Annotated in this window: 15 protein-coding genes; 12 read left to right on the top strand and 3 right to left on the bottom strand. The window is 53.0% G+C overall.

Features of this window, described 5'->3' with window-relative positions; genetic code table 11:
* Positions 1-26: 26 nt before the first annotated feature.
* Positions 27-986: a metallophosphoesterase family protein gene (locus BBD41_RS15535; protein ID WP_099478116.1), complete on the bottom strand. Its 960-nt coding sequence runs from the start codon at positions 984-986 to the stop codon at positions 27-29.
* A 189-nt stretch (positions 987-1175) separates the two neighbouring features.
* Here BBD41_RS15535 and BBD41_RS15530 point away from each other — a divergent pair, with 189 nt between their 5' ends.
* The 3 genes from BBD41_RS15530 to BBD41_RS15520 all read left to right on the top strand — a co-directional run bounded on the left by BBD41_RS15530 (position 1176) and on the right by BBD41_RS15520 (position 3729).
* Entirely contained in the window at positions 1176-1949 is a 774-nt protein-coding gene (locus BBD41_RS15530) for a DeoR/GlpR family DNA-binding transcription regulator (RefSeq protein ID WP_099478115.1), read from the top strand.
* Positions 1949-2800 (top strand): DMT family transporter, encoded by an 852-nt coding sequence (locus BBD41_RS15525; RefSeq protein ID WP_099478114.1) that lies wholly within the window; start codon positions 1949-1951, stop codon positions 2798-2800. The genes BBD41_RS15530 and BBD41_RS15525 overlap by 1 nt, the downstream gene beginning before the upstream one ends.
* 113 nt (positions 2801-2913) lie before the next feature.
* Entirely contained in the window at positions 2914-3729 is an 816-nt protein-coding gene (locus BBD41_RS15520) for an alkaline phosphatase family protein (RefSeq protein ID WP_099478113.1), read from the top strand.
* A 48-nt stretch (positions 3730-3777) separates the two neighbouring features.
* On the opposite strand, the gene BBD41_RS15515 is transcribed toward BBD41_RS15520, so the two are convergent.
* Positions 3778-4314, bottom strand: coding sequence for a cysteine hydrolase family protein (locus tag BBD41_RS15515; RefSeq protein WP_189636088.1), 537 nt, complete (start codon positions 4312-4314; stop codon positions 3778-3780).
* A gap of 394 nt (positions 4315-4708) precedes the next feature.
* Here BBD41_RS15515 and BBD41_RS15510 point away from each other — a divergent pair, with 394 nt between their 5' ends.
* The 5 genes from BBD41_RS15510 to BBD41_RS15490 all read left to right on the top strand — a co-directional run bounded on the left by BBD41_RS15510 (position 4709) and on the right by BBD41_RS15490 (position 12251).
* A complete protein-coding gene (locus tag BBD41_RS15510) occupies positions 4709-5806 on the top strand; it encodes a GntR family transcriptional regulator (protein WP_099478112.1) in 1098 nt (365 codons plus the stop codon).
* 41 nt (positions 5807-5847) lie between these two features.
* Positions 5848-8046 (top strand): GH92 family glycosyl hydrolase, encoded by a 2199-nt coding sequence (locus BBD41_RS15505; RefSeq protein ID WP_099478111.1) that lies wholly within the window; start codon positions 5848-5850, stop codon positions 8044-8046.
* Positions 8047-8235: 189 nt separating this feature from the next.
* A complete protein-coding gene (locus BBD41_RS15500; RefSeq protein ID WP_099478110.1) occupies positions 8236-9900 on the top strand; it encodes a spore germination protein in 1665 nt (554 codons plus the stop codon).
* Between the two features lie 33 nt (positions 9901-9933).
* The gene (locus BBD41_RS15495) at positions 9934-11043 is read left to right on the top strand and encodes a spore germination protein (protein WP_099478109.1); all 1110 of its coding nucleotides are present in this window, start codon (positions 9934-9936) and stop codon (positions 11041-11043) included.
* Positions 11040-12251, top strand: coding sequence for a Ger(x)C family spore germination protein (locus tag BBD41_RS15490; RefSeq protein ID WP_099478108.1), 1212 nt, complete (start codon positions 11040-11042; stop codon positions 12249-12251). The genes BBD41_RS15495 and BBD41_RS15490 overlap by 4 nt, the downstream gene beginning before the upstream one ends.
* Positions 12252-12380: 129 nt before the next feature.
* Here BBD41_RS15490 and BBD41_RS15485 read toward each other — a convergent pair whose 3' ends face one another.
* Complete coding sequence (locus tag BBD41_RS15485; RefSeq protein WP_099478107.1) at positions 12381-13796, bottom strand: hypothetical protein; 1416 nt, start codon at positions 13794-13796, stop codon at positions 12381-12383.
* A 165-nt stretch (positions 13797-13961) separates the two neighbouring features.
* Between BBD41_RS15485 and BBD41_RS15480 the strand changes: the two genes are divergently transcribed.
* From BBD41_RS15480 to BBD41_RS15465, 4 genes are all read left to right on the top strand, one after another.
* Positions 13962-14663 (top strand): response regulator transcription factor, encoded by a 702-nt coding sequence (locus tag BBD41_RS15480; RefSeq protein WP_099478106.1) that lies wholly within the window; start codon positions 13962-13964, stop codon positions 14661-14663.
* Positions 14660-15667, top strand: coding sequence for a sensor histidine kinase (locus BBD41_RS15475; RefSeq protein WP_077568696.1), 1008 nt, complete (start codon positions 14660-14662; stop codon positions 15665-15667). The genes BBD41_RS15480 and BBD41_RS15475 overlap by 4 nt, the downstream gene beginning before the upstream one ends.
* A 185-nt stretch (positions 15668-15852) precedes the next feature.
* Complete coding sequence (locus tag BBD41_RS15470) at positions 15853-16623, top strand: ABC transporter ATP-binding protein (RefSeq protein ID WP_099478105.1); 771 nt, start codon at positions 15853-15855, stop codon at positions 16621-16623.
* The gene (locus BBD41_RS15465) at positions 16598-18529 is read left to right on the top strand and encodes an ABC transporter permease (protein ID WP_099478104.1); all 1932 of its coding nucleotides are present in this window, start codon (positions 16598-16600) and stop codon (positions 18527-18529) included. The genes BBD41_RS15470 and BBD41_RS15465 overlap by 26 nt, the downstream gene beginning before the upstream one ends.
* Positions 18530-18531: the final 2 nt, after the last annotated feature.

Genomic DNA, 18531 nt, shown 5'->3' with positions numbered 1-18531 from the left:
GGTGTGTTTTTGACTATTATCGTGTATCAGAGGGGCGTCTCGGGTTCATGCTTCTCCTGTTCCCGAATCTGCGAGCCGTCGCTCAGCGTAATCCAAGTGTCGAACTGCCGTTGTCCTTCATGCAGGCGAATAACCCTCGCACCACGGAGCATGCCTTCCCGGCCGTAGGTGCCATAACCAGTAGCTCTGCCGTAACAAAGACGGATGCCGAAGAGCTCGCCCCAGTAATCGTTAATATGATCATGTCCAGCGAACGTCCCCATCACATCGCCCCGCTCCAGCATGGCCGCGAACAGACCGGTGTTCAGCTGCGGGCAGCATACCGCCTCAAACTTGTTGCCATAACACGTCCGGCGTTCCCACACATCCTTGTATTCCGGAAGCGGGATGTGGAAGAAGGCCAATGCCGGCATGGATTCGCCGCCACGCTTCACGCCGTATGCGGCGGACGCCATCTCATACCAGCGGATCTGATCGCGCCGGATCCAATCATACCCTTCGACGGCCGGATGCTTTGACATCTCGCCCGAATCGAAAAAATACAGCACGGCTTCAGCCGTATCTCCCCTCTTTCCGTATATAGGAAGTGTATAGTTGCCGACGCCGCTAATTTCCGGCGGCCCGGGCTCCGCGCAGCAGCCGGGAATATCCCTGGCAGCCTTCAATAATTCCTCCCGCGTAATATCGCCTTCCGTATCATGATTGCCGAATACGAATGCCCAGCGAATCCCCCGAGATGCCACCGCGAATACGGCATCCTTGAAAGCCTGAACGGGGTCCAGGCAGCTTGCGGAGCTATCCTCTGTCTCCCCCGTATAGATAATATCTCCAGTAAACACAACGAGATCGGGCTGTTCCAGGTCCAGCACCGTCTCCATGCACTGCCGGCTCGCCAAGTCTTGCGCATCGCCATTCCTCCAGTGAATGTCGGTAAACTGTACGATCTTAAACGTCTGATCTTCTTTAAAGCGGAGTATGGACTTCATCTTGCAGCCTCCCTTAATTTTCGGTTTGTGGTTTCGTTATTGTTTTTTGTTGTTTTATGTGTATCTTAGAGGGAGTTTGAGGATTTCGTCAATGATTTTTGTTGACATAATGCGGCAATAGCCATAATAATTAGTTGAAATCAACAACACTGGTCAATATCAGTCATAAATATGTGAGGTGAATCCATAATGTCCGTAACCTTTGAAGACCGGCGGCAAAAAATCCTGCATCAATTGGAGCTTGAAGGCAAAGTCAAGGTTCATGCCCTCGCGATGCAGCTGGATGTATCCGCCGAAACGGTCCGCAGGGATTTGGACCGCTTGGAGAAAGAAGGCAGGCTCCGCAAAGTTTACGGCGGTGCCGTCAAATCGCGCTCCGGGCAGATCGAACCGTCCTTCCTAAGCCGCTCGCAAACACATACGGAAGAAAAGGCCGCGATCGGCAAGCTGGCAGCTTCCCTCGTTAAAGACGGGGAGACGATTCTGCTGGATAACGGAACGACCACGATCGAAGTGATGCGTTATCTTCAGGACCGCGCGCATGTCACGGTGATCACGCACTCGGTGCCTATTCTCAATCTGGCGATGGAAATTTTTCAGGGGAAAATTATTTTTATCGGCGGGAATATGGACCGGACCAAGCAGGCCGCAACCGGCCCGCTTACCGAAATGCTGCTGGAACAGTTCAAAGTGAATAAGGCATTCATCTCCGTTGGGGGCATCTCGTTAACCGACGGCATTACCGATTATGATCTGGATGAAGCCTACATCTCTCAGAAAATGCTGGAGCGTGCGGAGGAAGGCATCGTTCTCGCCGATCATTCAAAGCTCGGGGTCACCACGTTCTCGAAGCTCGCGGGACTGGAGGATATCTCCATGATTATCACGGATCCCGGCTGCCCGCAGGAATGGGTGGATAATCTCGCTGCACGCGGCATCGAAGTTCTTACCGGGCCGATCTGATGGAGCTTCTGGCCCTGCTTCTGGTACTGTCGTCCGGTCTGACGCATGCGCTCTGGAATCTGTTTACGAAACGAAGCATTCATAAATCGGTATTTCTCTGGTGCATCCACTCGGTAACCTTGATCATTCTGATGCCCTATTTCTTGATCGAGATGTCGCAGCTCACGCTGAGCCCGAAAGTGTACGGCTTCATTCTGCTGTCCATGACCATACAAGGAGGCTATATCCTCCTGCTCTCCAAGGCTTACACGCATGGGGATATGTCCCAGGTCTATCCGTTCATGCGGGGGCTCGGCGCCATGCTGACTTCACTATGCAGCCTGGTCCTATTCCATGAGCAGATAAGCAGAGCCGGCGTAATTGGGTTATCCGTCATTATTATCTCTTTATTCGCCTTATCCGGAATCCGGGCCGGCTCACGTCGCAACGTGAATGTTAAAGCGCTTGGTTACGCCTGCCTGGTGGGGCTGTGCATTTCGGGCTATACGCTCACGGACAAGGCGATTCTGGATGCCGGAGTTTCCCCCGTGCTGTTAATCCAGTTATCGAATATCAGTTATTTCGTCGCGCTAATCATCCCTGTCCTGCGATCCGGGCAACTTCAGCGGGAATGGTCCGTCAACTGGCGCACCATACTGCTCGGCTCTGTTCTCGCGCCAGGCTCATACCTGTTATTTCTGTTCGCCATGAGGCTCACGCCGCTTGCCCATATTGCGCCGATCCGCGAGATCAGCACCGTATTCGGCACGATATTCGGCATTCTCGTCCTCCGGGAACAACAAGGCTCGCGCCGCATCGTGACGTCTGCACTGATTACATTAGGCATCATCACTATCGCTGTCTGGGGATAGCTCTCCAGCGTCCGCCGACAAGTCCTATCAACGATGTTGTGACCTGCGTCCAACACGACCATGGTATCTATTATCAAAATGTACGGATTATGTATATCAAGGAGGCGCCACCTATGGCACAAAGAGTCGTCATTCTTGGAATCGACGGGGCGGGCGGATTCATCCGCCAAGCAGACGCCCCTCATCTCCATGCGCTTCTGCAAAGCGGAGCCTACACCTATGAGGCCCGGACCGTGTATCCCAGCATTAGCGCAGAGTGCTGGGGCTCGCTCCTATACGGCTTGAGCCCGGATCGTCACGGGTTTAACAACGACAAAGCAATCCATCTGCAGACCCCTGCCGACTTCCCCTACGCCTCGCTCTTCAAGCTGGCCCGCCGGAAGTGGCCGGATGCGCCGTTATCCTCGTTCAGCTGCTGGGAGCCGATCAACAGGGGGATCATCGAAAATAACCTGGGCGTCCATATGGAATCCATGCCGGACCCTGAGCTGGCGGAAGCCATCGCCGCATATATTCATCGGCATCCCGATTTCAAGCTGATGTTTATCCAGCTTGACCATCCGGACGCCGCCGGCCATCAACACGGCTTCGGCACGTCCGGTCAACTCGCCCAAATTGCCGTTACGGATCAATACGCTCATCGAATCTTGGGAGCATTGCGCGAAGAAGGACTGCTAGAGGATACCTGGGTCATTACCGTGACCGATCACGGCGGGGGCGGCGCCCATTCGCATGATCACGGCAGCGACCATGCGATGGATATGACCATCACGTGGGGTATTACGGGCCCTGCCGTGAACGCCGGTCCCATCCAAACGCCGGTCGGCATTATGGATACGGCTGCCGTTACGGCGCATGTGCTGGATTTGCCTGCACAAGATTACTGGGAGGGAACCATTCCCGAAGGATTGTTTTTATCAAATTTATGATTCGACCAAGCCTATATTAAAAAAGGTAAACAGATCTGAAGCCGGCGATTACTCGCCGGCTTCTTCGTGAAAATCGATCTCTTCCATTCGTCGAATTGCCGCAAACCATCGCAGAACGTCGTTATGATGATCAATAATCTGCTGAGCGGTCAGGGCTGAATTATTCCAAGTGCTGTGGGCGTCGCTCGCCAGGGTGACACGGTAGCCCATGCTAACAGCCCTCCTGCAAGTCGTATCCACGCACAGATCGGTCTGCATTCCGGCAAGCACGAGATGCTCGATCCCGCGACGCTTCAATTCGTCCTCCAGCGTCGTATGATAGAATGAGTCCGGCTTGGTCTTGTGAATGATCGTATCCATCGTTGCAGGCGCAATATCCGCATGAATCTTCCATGCCTCCGACCCTTTCTCCAAACCTTCATCGCTATGTTGTATGTAGAACACGGGGGCATTGTCCTTCCGGGCCTTCGCTATAAGCTGCTTGATGTTTGCCAGCAGCCGCTCCCCCTCATATACCGGATCCCCTTCGTCAAACATCGCATTCTGAACGTCAATGACCAACAAAGCCGTTTGTCCCAATCCCATCAGCCTCCCTGCTCCTAATTGCAATCTTAATTCAATATAGAACATACATTCTCGTTTTACAATATATAAAAGTAGTTTTTGGAAAAATTTTAAATATGGAATAGAGGCCCGCTAACCGGGCATACTTAGCAATCTTGAAAAGTAACCCAGGATTACCCACATCTCCCAATTTGATATAACAACAAATGAAACAAATTACCATATGGAAAGCTAATCCCTCGCAGCTGCCATCCTAAACAGAATAGGCATACCTCTGATAAAATCTAATGTTTACACTTACAAAGGACTCTCCAGGTCGACATACCAACCCAAATGTTGTAATATTAACCTGTAGATTTTTTTATCAGATCCCGCCTATATGATATATCAAATGACAAGGGGATATTGTGGAACAATGGAACAGATTCCGCTTTACCAGCAAATCGCGAATGCCTTGCGAACGAAGATTGAATCCGGAGAGCTTCAGAGCGGGGATCAACTGCCAACCGAAGCTGAAATCTCAAAAACTTATAACGTAAGCCGCATTACATCCAAGCGGGCGCTGAGCGAGCTCGAGAATGAGAGGCTGATCTACCGGATCCAAGGCAAGGGCAGCTTTGTCAGCTCCTCTCCCCCTCCCCGGCAATCTTCCGGCGGAAGCAGCAAGGACGTTCTGCTGATCCTGCCGTTTGCCCATAATCCCGGGCTCGGCGATTACGAGAAAGGGATTAATGAATATCTGGCTGCGACGGATTACACGCTCAACATCCAGTCGAATACGATTGTCGGACAGCGGAAGCTGCTGCAAAGCGCCCTGCAATCCTCCCATTCGGGCCTGATCCTCTACCCCGTCAACAGCGTGTCGGATCTGGGAATATTGTATCAGTATCATCTTTCCGGCTATCCGCTCGTCACGATGGATAAATGTATCCAGGGGATCCCGTTCCTCTCCGTGGTGGCCGATAACTTCGATGGCGGCTACCAGGCAGCCCGGCATCTGATCGACAACCATCACACAAGAGTCGCTTTTGTTTCATCCCAGAAGATCGAGGACTCATCGTCGCTCCGGGAGCGTTATTTCGGCTACTTGAAGGCGCTTTTCGACGCAGGCCTGACCGATCCCGACGTATATGATCTGACCAAGCTGGTTTTGGCGCATGTCAATCCTGCATCGAAGGAATATTTCATCCAACTCCTCGAGACCGTCATGGAGCACGGCATTACCGGCATCGTGGCCGAGAATGACCTCATGGCCATCGAAATCATTCAAGCTGCCAAAGAACAGGGACTGTCCGTCCCGGACCATGTCTCCATCGTAGGCTTTGACGATATTCAGCTTGCCGGTCTGATCGAGCCGAAGCTGACCACCATCTCGCAGGATTTCGAGCGGATGGGATACCTTGCCGCCGAAAGCCTGATCGGGCTTATTGAGCAGCAGCCCCGGTTTCAAGCCAAGGAGAACGTTGTGGTCCCGGTTCGGCTCGTCAAACGACAGACCGTAAAGAGGCTGTAACCAAGATCTATTTTTAATTGATAAAAAAAGGAGACGTTCATATGCTGCATTACATCGATACAAGGCAGGGCTCCAACAGCCGATATCCATATTCCAACGGAAACACGCTTCCCTATACAGGCGTGCCTTTCGGCATGAACCATTTCGTTGTGCAGACCCACAATGAAGGCAGCTGGTTCTTTAATCCGCATGACCGCATCTTCCAAGGCATTCGGCTGACGCATCAGCCAAGTCCTTGGATGGGCGATTTCACCCACTTTCTGATGACGCCGATCGCCGATGACAAAATCAAAGGCTCAGTTTTCACCTGTCAGAGCTCTTACCGTCCGGAGGAGGCCGTATTCAAGCCGCACTATCTACGGGTAAAGCAGCAGCGCTACAACATTACGACCGAGCTGGTTCCGACCTGTTACGGAGCTGCGATGCGCGTAAGATACAATTCCAAGCAACAGGCCGGATTGGTGCTGAACGTGAGCAATAAGAGCGTGTTCCGTCTGGATGCCGCGGAGCGCAGGCTCACCGGATACGTCAGCAATTTTGCCGACTGCCACGACAAGGATTTCCGGATGTATGTGGCCATGAGCTTCAGCAAAGATGTGGACCTCTCCGCGTCCGGTTATTATGACGCAGAAGGTGCCTTCAATCCCGAAGTCTCGCTGGGCGGCATCGATCAACATGCCGTCATTCGATTTAAGGACTGCGAGCGGGAGGTGTTGGAGGTGAAGCTGGCAACCTCGTTTATCAGCATCGAACAGGCCGAGCTTAACCTTCAGCGTGAAGTAACCGGCACCCTGGATGAGCTGAAGGACCGCGCTGCCGAGGCATGGAATCATTACCTGGGCAAAATCCAGGTCACGCATTCGAACGAAGAATACCTGCGCACATTCTATACCTGTCTGTACCGCATGTTCCTGTTCCCGCAGAAGTTCTATGAACTGGACGCCGACCTGCAGCCGGTCCATTACGATACGACAGCTAAAGCGGTCAAAAAAGGGATTTTGTACACGAATAACGGATTTTGGGATACATACAAAACGGTATATCCGCTGTACTCCATCATTGCTCCGAAAGAGTATGAGGAAATGCTCGAGGGCTTCCTGAATTCCTACCGCGAGGCCGGATTTCTGCCGAAGTGGCTCTCTCCGGACGAGCGCGGCCTGATGCCGGGAACGCTGATCGATGCCGTGATCGCAGATGCTGCCGCCAAAGGAATCGGCATGCACCTGATGCCTGAGCTGCTGCAGGCCATGCTGAAGGCAGCCACGACGCAGAGCGGGCAGAATTGCTACGGGCGCCAAGGGACACTGGATTACCTCCAATACGGGTATGTGCCAAGCAGCTACCACGAAAGCGTAAACCATACCCTGGATTACGCCTATAGCGATTACTGCATCAGCCGTGTTGCCGACGTGCTCGGCGAGGAGAGCACTGCCAAGCAATACCGGCAGAGCGCGTTGAATTACCGGAACATTTTCGACCCCGTCACTGGTTTTATGCGGGCGAAGGATAAGAACGGACAATTCCGCCAAGAATTCGACGACACCGCTTGGGGGCGGGACTATGCCGAAGGCAGCGCCTGGCAGAACAGCTTCGCCGTGTTCCAGGATTTCGAAGGCCTGATTCAAGCGTACGGTTCAAAAGAACGCTTCTTCGACAAAATCACCGAATTATGCAACAAAGCGCCGGATTTCGACGTGCTCGGATACGGCTTTGAAATCCATGAGATGAGTGAGATGGCCGCGATCGATTACGGGCAGCTGGCAATCTCCAATCAGCCGAGCTTCCATATTCCGTATTTATTCAATTATGTCGGGCAGCCGGCCTCGTCCCAAGTGGTTCTAAAGCAGCTGATGCGCAACCTGTTCAACAGCGGCTATGACGGCTTCCCGGGGGATGAAGACAACGGCAGCATGTCGGGGTGGTACGTATTCAGCTCGATGGGCTTCTATCCGGTTTGCCCTGGAAGCAATGAATATGTGCTCGGCATTCCGCTGTTCGACAGCGTCACCATTGAGCTGCCGAACGGCAAGCTGATGCGCATAAATACCGATAACAACAACCCGCAATCCAATTTCGTTTCGAAAGTGGCGCTCGGGGGCGAGGAATACACCAAGCTGTTTATAACGCATGAGGATATCTTGGCAGGAAAGACCCTGGATTTCCGGCTTGGTTTGGCGCCGAGCTACCGTTCCTATACACCGGAGGAGCTTCCGTTCTCCTTATCCAAGCAAGAAAGCTGAAAGGTTCGCTTGTAATTGATGCAAGGGACATTCGCAAGGCCGGATTCATGGCCTTCGGGTGTCCTTTTTTTCGTATGGGCTCTACTCTCTGAAAATGAAAAAAACGGAATGCTACGTGCCGTCTCGGGTAACAATACACTTGATCTTCATTTATGACGATAATCAGAGGAATTACGGGGGTGATATTTGTTGTGGTCGACGGTTTTATACTACATTCCAAAATGGACTGTTTTTGCTCAAGCCTTTCTGCTCTTGATAATCCCTCTCCTGCTCATACCCATGTTCAAGATGATCCGAAAATCCTTAACCTCCAGCTTTTCTTTGAAGCCGGACAAGCATTCTCCTCCTAAAACGGAAAGTCCGCTAAAAAATATGCGCTTGACCGGAAAATACGATACAGATCTAACAGCGATCCGTAACGTTATCGGAAATCAAGCGGATGTTCGATTTCGTGAGATTACGATTCGTGGAACGAAGGTCAGAGCCGCGCTCCTGTTCGTCGAAGGATTAACGGACATTAATCTGGTCGATATGCAGCTGCTTAAACCGCTAATGCATCATGGCATACCGGAAGAACATCGAATAGCCATTCTTCATTCAAGCAGCGCGCTGAAAGACTATTTAACCGAGCAGGTGGTGACGGTCAGCGAAGTACAAGTTGTGACCGAGACGGAGAGGTTCGTGGAATCGGTCCTGTTCGGAAAAACCGGGCTGGTGGTTGAAGGAATGCAGGGCGCATTCCTCATCGGAGCCGCAAAAGGAAAAAGCCGGAGCATTGAGGACCCGATCTCGGAGGCGCTTCTGCGCGGTCCCCGTGTCGGCTTTACCGAGCGCCTCGGAGATAATACGGGTCTGCTCCGGCTCCACGGACAAAACGAGAGTCTCGTCCTGACGAAGTTCGAAGTGGGGAACCGTGTAAAGAAGGACCTGGTTTTGGCCTACATGAGGGACATTGCCGATCCAAAGCTGGTTGAAGAAGTATCCTCCCGGATTCAGAAGATCGAAATCGATGATCCTATGGAGTCGGGATATATTGAGCAGCTCATTGAAGATAACGTGCTTAGTCCGTTTCAGCAGGTGCAGAACACCGAAAGACCGGACAGGGTGATTGCCGGATTGCTGGAAGGGAGAGCTGCCATTCTGCTTGATGGTACTCCATTTGCTCTCATCCTCCCGGTTACCTTCAGCATGCTGCTCCAATCGCCGGAGGATTACTATGATCGATGGCTGCCGGGCACTTTTATACGTGTGCTGCGGTTTCTGGCTGCTATGCTCGCCCTGCTGGCCCCGGCGCTCTATATTTCTTTCATTTCGTATCACCCCGGCTTGATTCCGACCAAGCTTGCGCTTTCCATTACCGAGACAAGGCAAGGGGTACCGTTTCCCTCGATCATTGAGGCGCTTATCATGGAGGTCTCGATTGAAATCTTACGTGAAGCGGGGATCCGGCTCCCGAAGCCGATCGGACCTGCGATGGGCATCGTCGGCGGTCTGATCATCGGCGATGCGGCCGTCAACGCGGGCATCGTCAGCCCGTTCCTGGTGATCGTCGTTGCCGTTACCGCAATCTCGTCCTTTACCATTCCGGTATACAGCGCCGGGATTACCCTGCGCATTCTTCGTTTCACCGGGATGTTCAGCGCCGCGGTGCTGGGACTGTTCGGCGTCGTCTTGTTCTTCCTGCTGATTTGCAGCCATCTGGTACGTCTAAAGAGCTTTGGCGTCCCTTATGTAAGTCCTATGACACCCTATAAGTTAAGCGAGTGGAAGGACTTTATGATAAGAGCTCCGCTCAAAATGATGAAGAAGCGGCCTTCTATGTTAAAACCGAATGACAGCGATCGCAGAAACTGAAGACTATCCATGCAGTGAAAAGAGGTTAGAACGATGAGCAGCTCCAATCCGATTTCCAAAGAGAATATCTCCACTTCACAGGCAGCTGTAATGGTGATCAACTATATGCTTGGAGCCGGTATTCTTACCCTTCCCAGAACAACCGTAGACGCGGTTCGAACCCCGGACGCATGGATCTCGATCATCGTGTCCGGACTTATCGTTATGGCAGCAGGCTGGATCGTAGTATTGCTGTGCAAAAGGTTTCAAGGGAAGACATGGTTTCAGTTCGTACCGGAAATTACGGGGAAATGGATTGCATTCATCTTGAGCCTGCTGGTCATCGGATATTTCATTGTCATATCCGCTTTTGAGATTAGGATTTTGGCCGAGGTGACGGGATTATTTCTGCTGGAGGATACACCCATGTGGGCAATCGTCCTGCCTTTCATGTGGATCGGCCTGTATTTGACGCTTGGCGGCATCAACTGCATTGCCCGTCTCTATGAAATCATTTTGCCGATTACGCTAGTGTTTCTGGTTCTCGCCCTCATGCTGAGCAGCACGATATTCGAGATGGACAACCTGAGGCCGGTGCTTGGCTCCGGCCCTATGCCTGTATTACGGGGGATCAAGCCTACGCTTCTGTCCTTTACAGGTTATGAGATTATGCTTATCGCCACGGCATTCATGAAATTCCCCAAAAAAGCCACCAGAGCGGTGATTGCCGGCATTTCGGTACCGGTCGTGATCTATACCTTTACCGTCGTTATGGTCATCGGAGGAATGTCAATTGACGGCGTAAAGACGAGAACCTGGCCGACATTGGACCTGATGCGCAGCTTTGAAGTGCAGGGCTTGATTTTTGAAAGGTTCGAATCCCTCCTGCTCGTCATCTGGATTATGCAGATTTTCTCTACCTATACCGTTACGCTATATGCGGCATCCCTGGGATGGTCGCAAGTATTTAACAAAAAGTTCCGTCCCTTTGTGTTTGCATTGCTTCCTGTCATCTTCCTCATCGCGATGATTCCTAAAGACGTGACGGAAGCCTTCAAGCTCGGCGATACGGTCGGATATGCCTCCGTCTTTCTGTTCGGAGTTATCCCGCTGATATTGCTGCTCGTCAGCTTAGTCCGGAAGAAAGGAGCGACATCGAAATGAACAGACGGGTCCGCCAATGGCTGAGTATCGCTGCTGCCATGCTGCTCGTCCTTAATACCGGATGCTGGAGCAGCCAGGAAATTGAAGACTTGAGCATTGTTGTGGGACTTGGGCTGGATGTCGCCAGCGAATCCCGATTCGAACGCGATATCGCTACGCAAGGAGGGTCATACCCTAAGAGGAATGTGCTAACCGCAACGGTACAGATTGTTCCACCTATCTCAGGTCGTGGCCAGAGGCAGGGCCAAGGCGGCTCAGGCGGGTCGCAAGGGTCCAGCTCGGCCTATTTAAACGAGAAGCTGACGGGGGATTCCTTGATTCAAATTTTTCGCCAGTTCTCGGTTCGGAGAGACCGCCCGCTGATCGGAGACCATCTCAAGGTAATCGTCGTTGCATCCGAATTGGCAAAAAAGTACAGCCTGGAGCAAATCTTCGATTTCATCCTGCGCGATAACGCCATACGTCCCAGCTGTCTTGTCGTGGTAAGCCACCGGGCCGCAATCGAGGCATTGAGCTCGACCGAGCCCGGGGAAGTCCCCGCCTTCTATCTGACGGGACTCGTCGATAACCGGAGCCGGTCCAACAAAATTCTTCCTCCGGTGACCTTGATCAAGCTGGACAGCACCATGCAGTCGGGCACCAGCTTTCTGCTGCAAAATGTGGTTACATCGCAAGGGGAACACAAGTTTTCGGGGGCTGCCATTATTAAAGGCAGCTCCAAGAAGTGGATCGGGGAATTAACCCAGTTCGACGTGGAAGGCTTGTCCTGGATCAGAGGGGAAGCCCGGGGCGGAGCGCTTAAGGCCTACGCGCCAGGCGGGTATACGGTATCCTATGAAATAGAGGATTCCAGCAGCAAGATCATTCCCAGGGTTAAGGATGGCGAGGTTTCCTTTCATATTAAGATGGAATCGGAGGGGCGATTAATTGAGGACTGGAGTTTTCCGGAGATCCCCTCCACCGAGGCCTATCTTAAAGAGATGGAGAAGGTGTTCGAGAAGCAAGCCTCCAAGCAAATCGACCAGGTGCTCCATAAGATGCAGCATGTTTACCATGCGGACGTTGGAGGATTCGGTGAGCAGCTTCGAATTAAGCACCCAAAGCTGTGGAAGAAGATCAAGGATCAGTGGGATGATACCTTTAGCCGCATCCCGATCACCTATGAGTTCAAGATCAAGATAACGGATGCCGGATCATCCACGGATTGAAAATGCAGGGCGCGGAGCTGACAAGCTCGCGCCCATTTACGTTTCCGACATAGCCAATACGCAGAATATGCCTAGCACGATGTCCCTGCAAATGTTGCTGCAATTGTGATGCAGATATCCAGACACCACTTATATGAGGAACATCGCAACCGCTGTTGTGACCGCAAGACCGATCAGCACAGGCTTCAGATTGCGTCTGGCCAGCTCGAACGGGCTGACGCCGCAAATCGCTGCCGCCGGAATCAGCGCCCAAGGAATCAGCGTGCCGCCTCCAACCCAGATGGCAGCCACCTGGCCGAGCGCAGTCAGCGTCTCGGCGCCGGAGCCGATGGCAGCGGCGAACAGCTGGGCAACCGAGCCGGCCAGCGAGATCCCGGAGAAGCCGGAGCCGTCAAGACCGGTGATGATACCGGTAATCGTTAAGGTGACCGCTCCCGCCGCACCATTGAGCGGCACCACATGGGCAAGGGCAACCCCCAGGTCGTTCACGATGCCGTGCGAGGCAGATGGCAGAACGGATCCGAACAGCTCCGCAAACGCTGCATCGCCCAGGTAGAAGAAAGCTGCGATCGGAATCACGGGACCGAATACCTTGAAGCCGAACGTAAGACCCTCGATTAAATATGAGGTGACTTTCTCAAGTCCCCGGTTACGATGAGCGACCAGGGTAATGGCACCAAGAATGAGGACGGCCGTGCCGCCAACGAGGGCGGTTGCATCCCCTCCCTGCAGCTTCAGGAAGAACATCGCCGCAACATCGGCAGCGAACAGCAGCAGAATCGCAATCGCCAGCCATTTCTTCATCCCCGGCGATATAGCCGCTGTATCATGCTCCTCATCCGAATGGGTCGTGAGCGCATCTCCCGTGCTTTTAATCGTGACGAGACCGTCCCGCCAAGTGCCGTTTCTCAAATCCCTTCGCATCATCCAAAACGCGGTAACGGTTGTCACGGCTCCCATCACGATTACAAGCGGCACGCTGGCGGCCATGACACTGGCTACAGGCAGCCCTGCCGCATCGGCCGTGAGCTTCGGTGCTCCCTGGATAATATAGTCGCCTGATAGCGCAATACCATGACCGAACAGATTCATGGCTACCGCAGCCCCGAGGGCTGGAAGTCCGACCCGGATTGCCACCGGCAGCAGAACGGCGCCGATTAACGCCACGGCAGGCGAAGGCCAGAAGAAGAAGGAGGTGATCATCATAATGAGACCGATCCCCCAATAGGCCATCGCCGGCGTGCGGAGAAAGCGCGTTAACGGTGCCACCATCGTCTCGTTAATCCCGGTTTTGATCAGCACCCTGCTCATTGCCACGATAATGGATATAATCATGATCGTGCCCATCAGCTCTTTCGTTGCATAAATGAACGAATCGAACACGCCCGAGACCGAGCCGCTAAGCGTCTCCGTCGCCAGCAAGCCGAGCGCAAAGATGCCGGTCACGCAAGTCAGCGTTGTGTCTCGGCGCCGGATCAGCAGCGTCAAGATCAGCACGATGAACGCCAGGTACACCCAGTGAATCGCGGTCAGTTGAATTCCCATATGCCGTCACGCCCTTTCCAGGCAGTTGGTTAATTTGTGACTACATCTTATGCATGGGCCTGGGCAAGGGTTCAGGGACCCGTACGACCGGACGTTACGAAATCTGCACGATGCGTATGGTATATTGAATGCGGGCGGTTTTTTGCGTGAAAAGGAGTTGAATCGATGTACACCATTCTGATCGTGGAAGACGATGAACGCATCGCGGATAAATTAAGATCGGCCATCTCCAAATATGATTACAACGTACGCATCATTGATGATTTCAGCCGAGTCACGGACATTTTTGCGGATACGAAGCCGGATCTGGTGCTGCTGGATGTTAATCTGCCGAAATACGACGGGTTCTACTGGTGCCGGCAAATCCGTACCCAATCCCACTGTCCGATTATTTTCATCTCGGCACGCGACAGCGGCATGGATCAAATCATGGCGCTGGAAAACGGGGCTGACGACTACATTACGAAGCCGTTCGACATGGAGCTGGTGCTGGCCAAAATCCGCAGCCACCTGCGCCGTGCGGTCGGCGCCTATGCCGCTGGCCAAGAGGAGGAGCATACCATCGAAGGCGCCGGTCTCATCCTGTATCCTGAGCGATTCGTGGTGGTCTATGGAGACCGGTCAGCCGAGCTTACCCAGAAGGAAGCGGCCCTGCTGACGATGCTGATGGAGAAGGAAGGCCGCGTGGTCAGCCGTGAACGGCTGCTGGATCTGATGTGGGAGGGTCAGCATTTCATTGATGACAATACGTTAAATGTTTATATCACGCGGGTTCGCCGGAAGCTTCGCGAGCTGGACGCCGGTGACCTCATCGAGACCGTTCGGGGAGCAGGCTACCGGTTTACGCCCGGCAGGGAGCCCTTATGAGACTGTTTCTGCGGGAGCATCTCCCGCTCATTCTGTTCTTTACCGTACAAATGCTGCTTGTCCCCCTTCTGTACTGGCTCGCCGGGGAGGGCAGGCCCTTTGCCATCGTGCTGTACGGGATCCTGCTGAGCAGCGTCGTGCTGCTCGCTTATCTTGCGTACCGCTATCTTTCCCACCGCACGATGTATCGGGAGCTTTCTTCCGGGGACCTTTCCGAGGAGTTCTCCAACCCTCCCTTGGGTGAAGCGCCCCTGCCGGAAGCGATGCATGAGCGGATCAGCCATTATGAACGTTTATATCGCGAGCAGCTGTACCGGCATCAAAGCCAGACAGACCAGCATCTCGCCTTCATGAACCGCTGGGTGCATCAAATGAAGACCCCGCTGTCCGTCATTCAGCTTACCCTCGATGAAGTCGGTGAAACACCTGCCGAGCATATACGGGAAGAGCTCGAACGGATACGCAAAGGCCTGGAAATGGTGCTGTACACCGCCCGTCTGGACCGGTTCGAGCAGGATTTCGCGGTAGAGGCCATCAGACTCCGCAACACGGTAAGCGAATCGGTCGTCGAGAATCGCAAGCTGTTCATACGCAAAGGCATTTCGCCGGTGTTCCATATCGATGATCAGACTTCCGTCTATACGGATGCCAAATGGTTCAGGTTCATGCTGGGTCAGATTCTGACGAATGCCGTGAACTACTCGGGCAGCCCCGGCAAGAAGATTCATTTGACAGCCGAAGCGTCAGGAGCATTCGTTAAGCTGCACATACGCGATGAAGGGATCGGCATCGCACCGGAGGATATCAACCGGGTGTTCCACCCCTACTTCACCGGTGAGCGCGGCCGGCAATACCATGAATCCACCGGCATGGGTCTTTATCTAGTTCGTGAAATCGCCCATAAGCTTGATCATTCCGTAGAACTGGAATCCACGCTCGGTGAAGGAACCACCGTCACCTTGACGCTGCGCCGAGCCGAAAACCAAGACACATCACGAGCCTAGATGTGTCTTTTTTGTGTGACGGCGGCCTTTTTTCCAACCATGATCCCATGCATCCGAACAAAAATACGAACATAACCTTATGGCAGATGTAAGCTCCGTTTCACCTAAATCCATAGCAGGGCCAGGGCAGTATGCGATAGAGTTAGGTTACACTAATCAGGGAACCGAAAGGAGCTTACGGGTTTATGGCTATTCTTGAAGTCACAGCATTAAACAAAGTATATACGGGCAAAGTGGCGACACAAGCCCTTACCGATATTCACCTCACCATCGAAGAAGGGGAATTCGTCGGCATCATGGGCCCTTCGGGCAGCGGCAAAACCACGCTGCTCAACATGGTATCCACCATCGATCGGCCAAGCTCCGGCGAGGTCAAAATCGGGGAGAAGAATCCGTACACCATGAAAAAAGGCGAGCTTGCCCACTTCCGCCGGAGACAGCTCGGCTTCGTATTCCAGGATTTCAATCTGCTTGATACGTTAACGGTTGCCGAGAATATCGTGCTTCCGCTGACGCTGGACCGCCGTCCGCTCAAGGACATGGAGAAGCTGCTGCAGCAAACCGCTTCGCGGCTTGGCATCCGCGAGATTCTCAATAAACGCGTATACGAGATTTCAGGGGGCCAAAGGCAGCGTACCGCGATTGCCAGAGCGATTATCGGCTCGCCTCTGCTGCTCCTTGCGGATGAGCCGACAGGAGCACTCGACTCGAACTCCTCGCGGATTGTGATGGAGTCGCTCGCCGAGATCAATGAACGGGACCGTACCACATTGATGCTGGTGACGCACGATCCTTTGGCCGCAAGCTATTGCAATCGCATCGTCTTTATTAAGGACGGCAAGCTTGCCGCCGAAATTCACCGCGGCGAGAACCGGCAGTCCTTTTTCCAAAAAATCATCGATACGCTATCGTTCTGGGGAGGGAATACAAGTGAACTTTCCTCAATTCGCGTTTAACAACGTCCGGCGGAATGCACGTCAGTATTTTGCCTATCTCTTAAGCAGCTCGTTCATGGTCATGATCTTCTTTACCTATGCGGTATTCATCTATCATCCGGCCATCGAGAATTCGCCTATGGGCGCCATGACGCGTACGGGCATGACGATTGCCACCGTAATCGTGTATGTGTTTGCCTTCTTGTTCGTGCTGTATTCGATCAGCGTCTTTCTGAAGTCGCGGAACCGGGAGTTCGGTATTCTTACGATCCTCGGGGCCGAAGCCAAGCAGATCAATTGGCTGATCTTTCTGGAGAACACGCTCATTGGCGCTATCGCCATTGTAACGGGCATTGCCAGCGGAATGCTGTTATCGAAGGTGTTCTTGCTCATCAGCACTAAAGTAATTGATATGGACGAGCTGCCCTTCTATTGGCCGGTCAAAGCGATTCTGCTGACCGCCGGTGCGTTCGCCGCCCTGTTTCTCGTCATTTCGCTCTTCACCTTGCTGTTTATCCGGAAGAACCAAGTTTTGGAGCTTCTCAAAGGCACCAGCAAACCGAAGACCGAACCGAAAGCCAATATGTTCCTGGCCCTCTTGGGCCTGATCCTGCTGACCATCGGCTTTACCGTCCTTCGCGTCAAGGAGCTAGATCCTATAGGACTGATGATTGCTGCGGTTACCGGCATCATGGGCACTTATTTCTTCTACTCCCAGCTATCCGTCTGGGTCGTTCGCATGCTGCAGCGAAATCGCAGGACCACTTGGAGAGGGACGAACCTGCTATGGATATCCGAAATGAGTTACAAGATCAAGGACAATGCCCGCATGCTGTTTCTGGTCACGGTCGTCGTGGCTCTGGCTTCCATGAGCACCGGCTTCGTGCTGGCCATGCAGCAATCGATACGATCGGTATATTTGGATAACCCGTATGCGCTTAGTTACAGCTACAGCTATATCGCCGACGAGTCGAAAACGCAGAAAGAACTGGCCCTGATTGAAAATCTTCTGCAGGCAGAAGGGCTGGAGTATAAACGGGCGGAGGTCGAAACCATCTACTATCACGTATCAGCGAATGGGGAGAACTCCTTACACATCATGCCGCAATCCCAATACGACCGTTTGGCTGCCATCATAAAGACCAAGCCGTCCGGAACGCTCGGCCAGAATGAAGCCTTATTGACGGAAACCCCGAATGCAGCGAAGAAGAGTAAGGGGAAGCTAACGGAAGCGGATATCGATTTATCCGGTCAGCCCTACTCTTTCAGTTTGGAGAACCGCACAGACCGGATTGCGGCTTTTGTATATAGCGGCAGATTGCTGGTCGTTACGGACACTGTATTTGAAGAGCTGCGGGGCGGAAATCAAGAATATGAAATCAGCGTGAATCACACGTATCCGTTTATTCTTCCCGATTCCCCAGGGCTCCCCCAGAAGGACGATCCTGAAACCAAGCTCGGCCTGAAGCTGTCGGAATGGAACGGAAGTGCAATCAGTGAAGGTTATATAGAATCCAGAGCGGAGAACTATTATGTCAATAAACAAGGATTTTCGTTATTCAGCTTTATCGGGGTGTTTGTCGCCTTGATCTTCTCGATCTCATCCGCGAGCTTCCTGTATTTCAAATTGCACACGGAGCTTTCGGCTGACCAAGCGATGTACCGTTCCCTGTCCAAGATCGGACTCAGCGCCCGGGAGATGAACATCTCCGCAACGATTCAGATTGCCGTGCTGTTCCTTATCCCGATCCTGGTTGCAGCCGTGCAGTCCTTGGTTGTGCTCGGTCCGGTTCTTGCATACCTGGATTCTCCTTATGTAAGAGGTCCTGTATTGGCGGCTTCATCGGCATTCCTGGCTGCCCAGTCGATCTATTTCCTGATCGCCCGAGCCCGTTACATCAAGTCTGTGAATAGGATGATGGTGTAACT

It is taken from the genome of Paenibacillus ihbetae (assembly GCF_002741055.1).
In the GTDB taxonomy this organism is placed as follows: domain Bacteria; phylum Bacillota; class Bacilli; order Paenibacillales; family Paenibacillaceae; genus Paenibacillus_AQ; species Paenibacillus_AQ ihbetae.
This window is presented reverse-complemented; position numbering and strand designations above follow the sequence as displayed.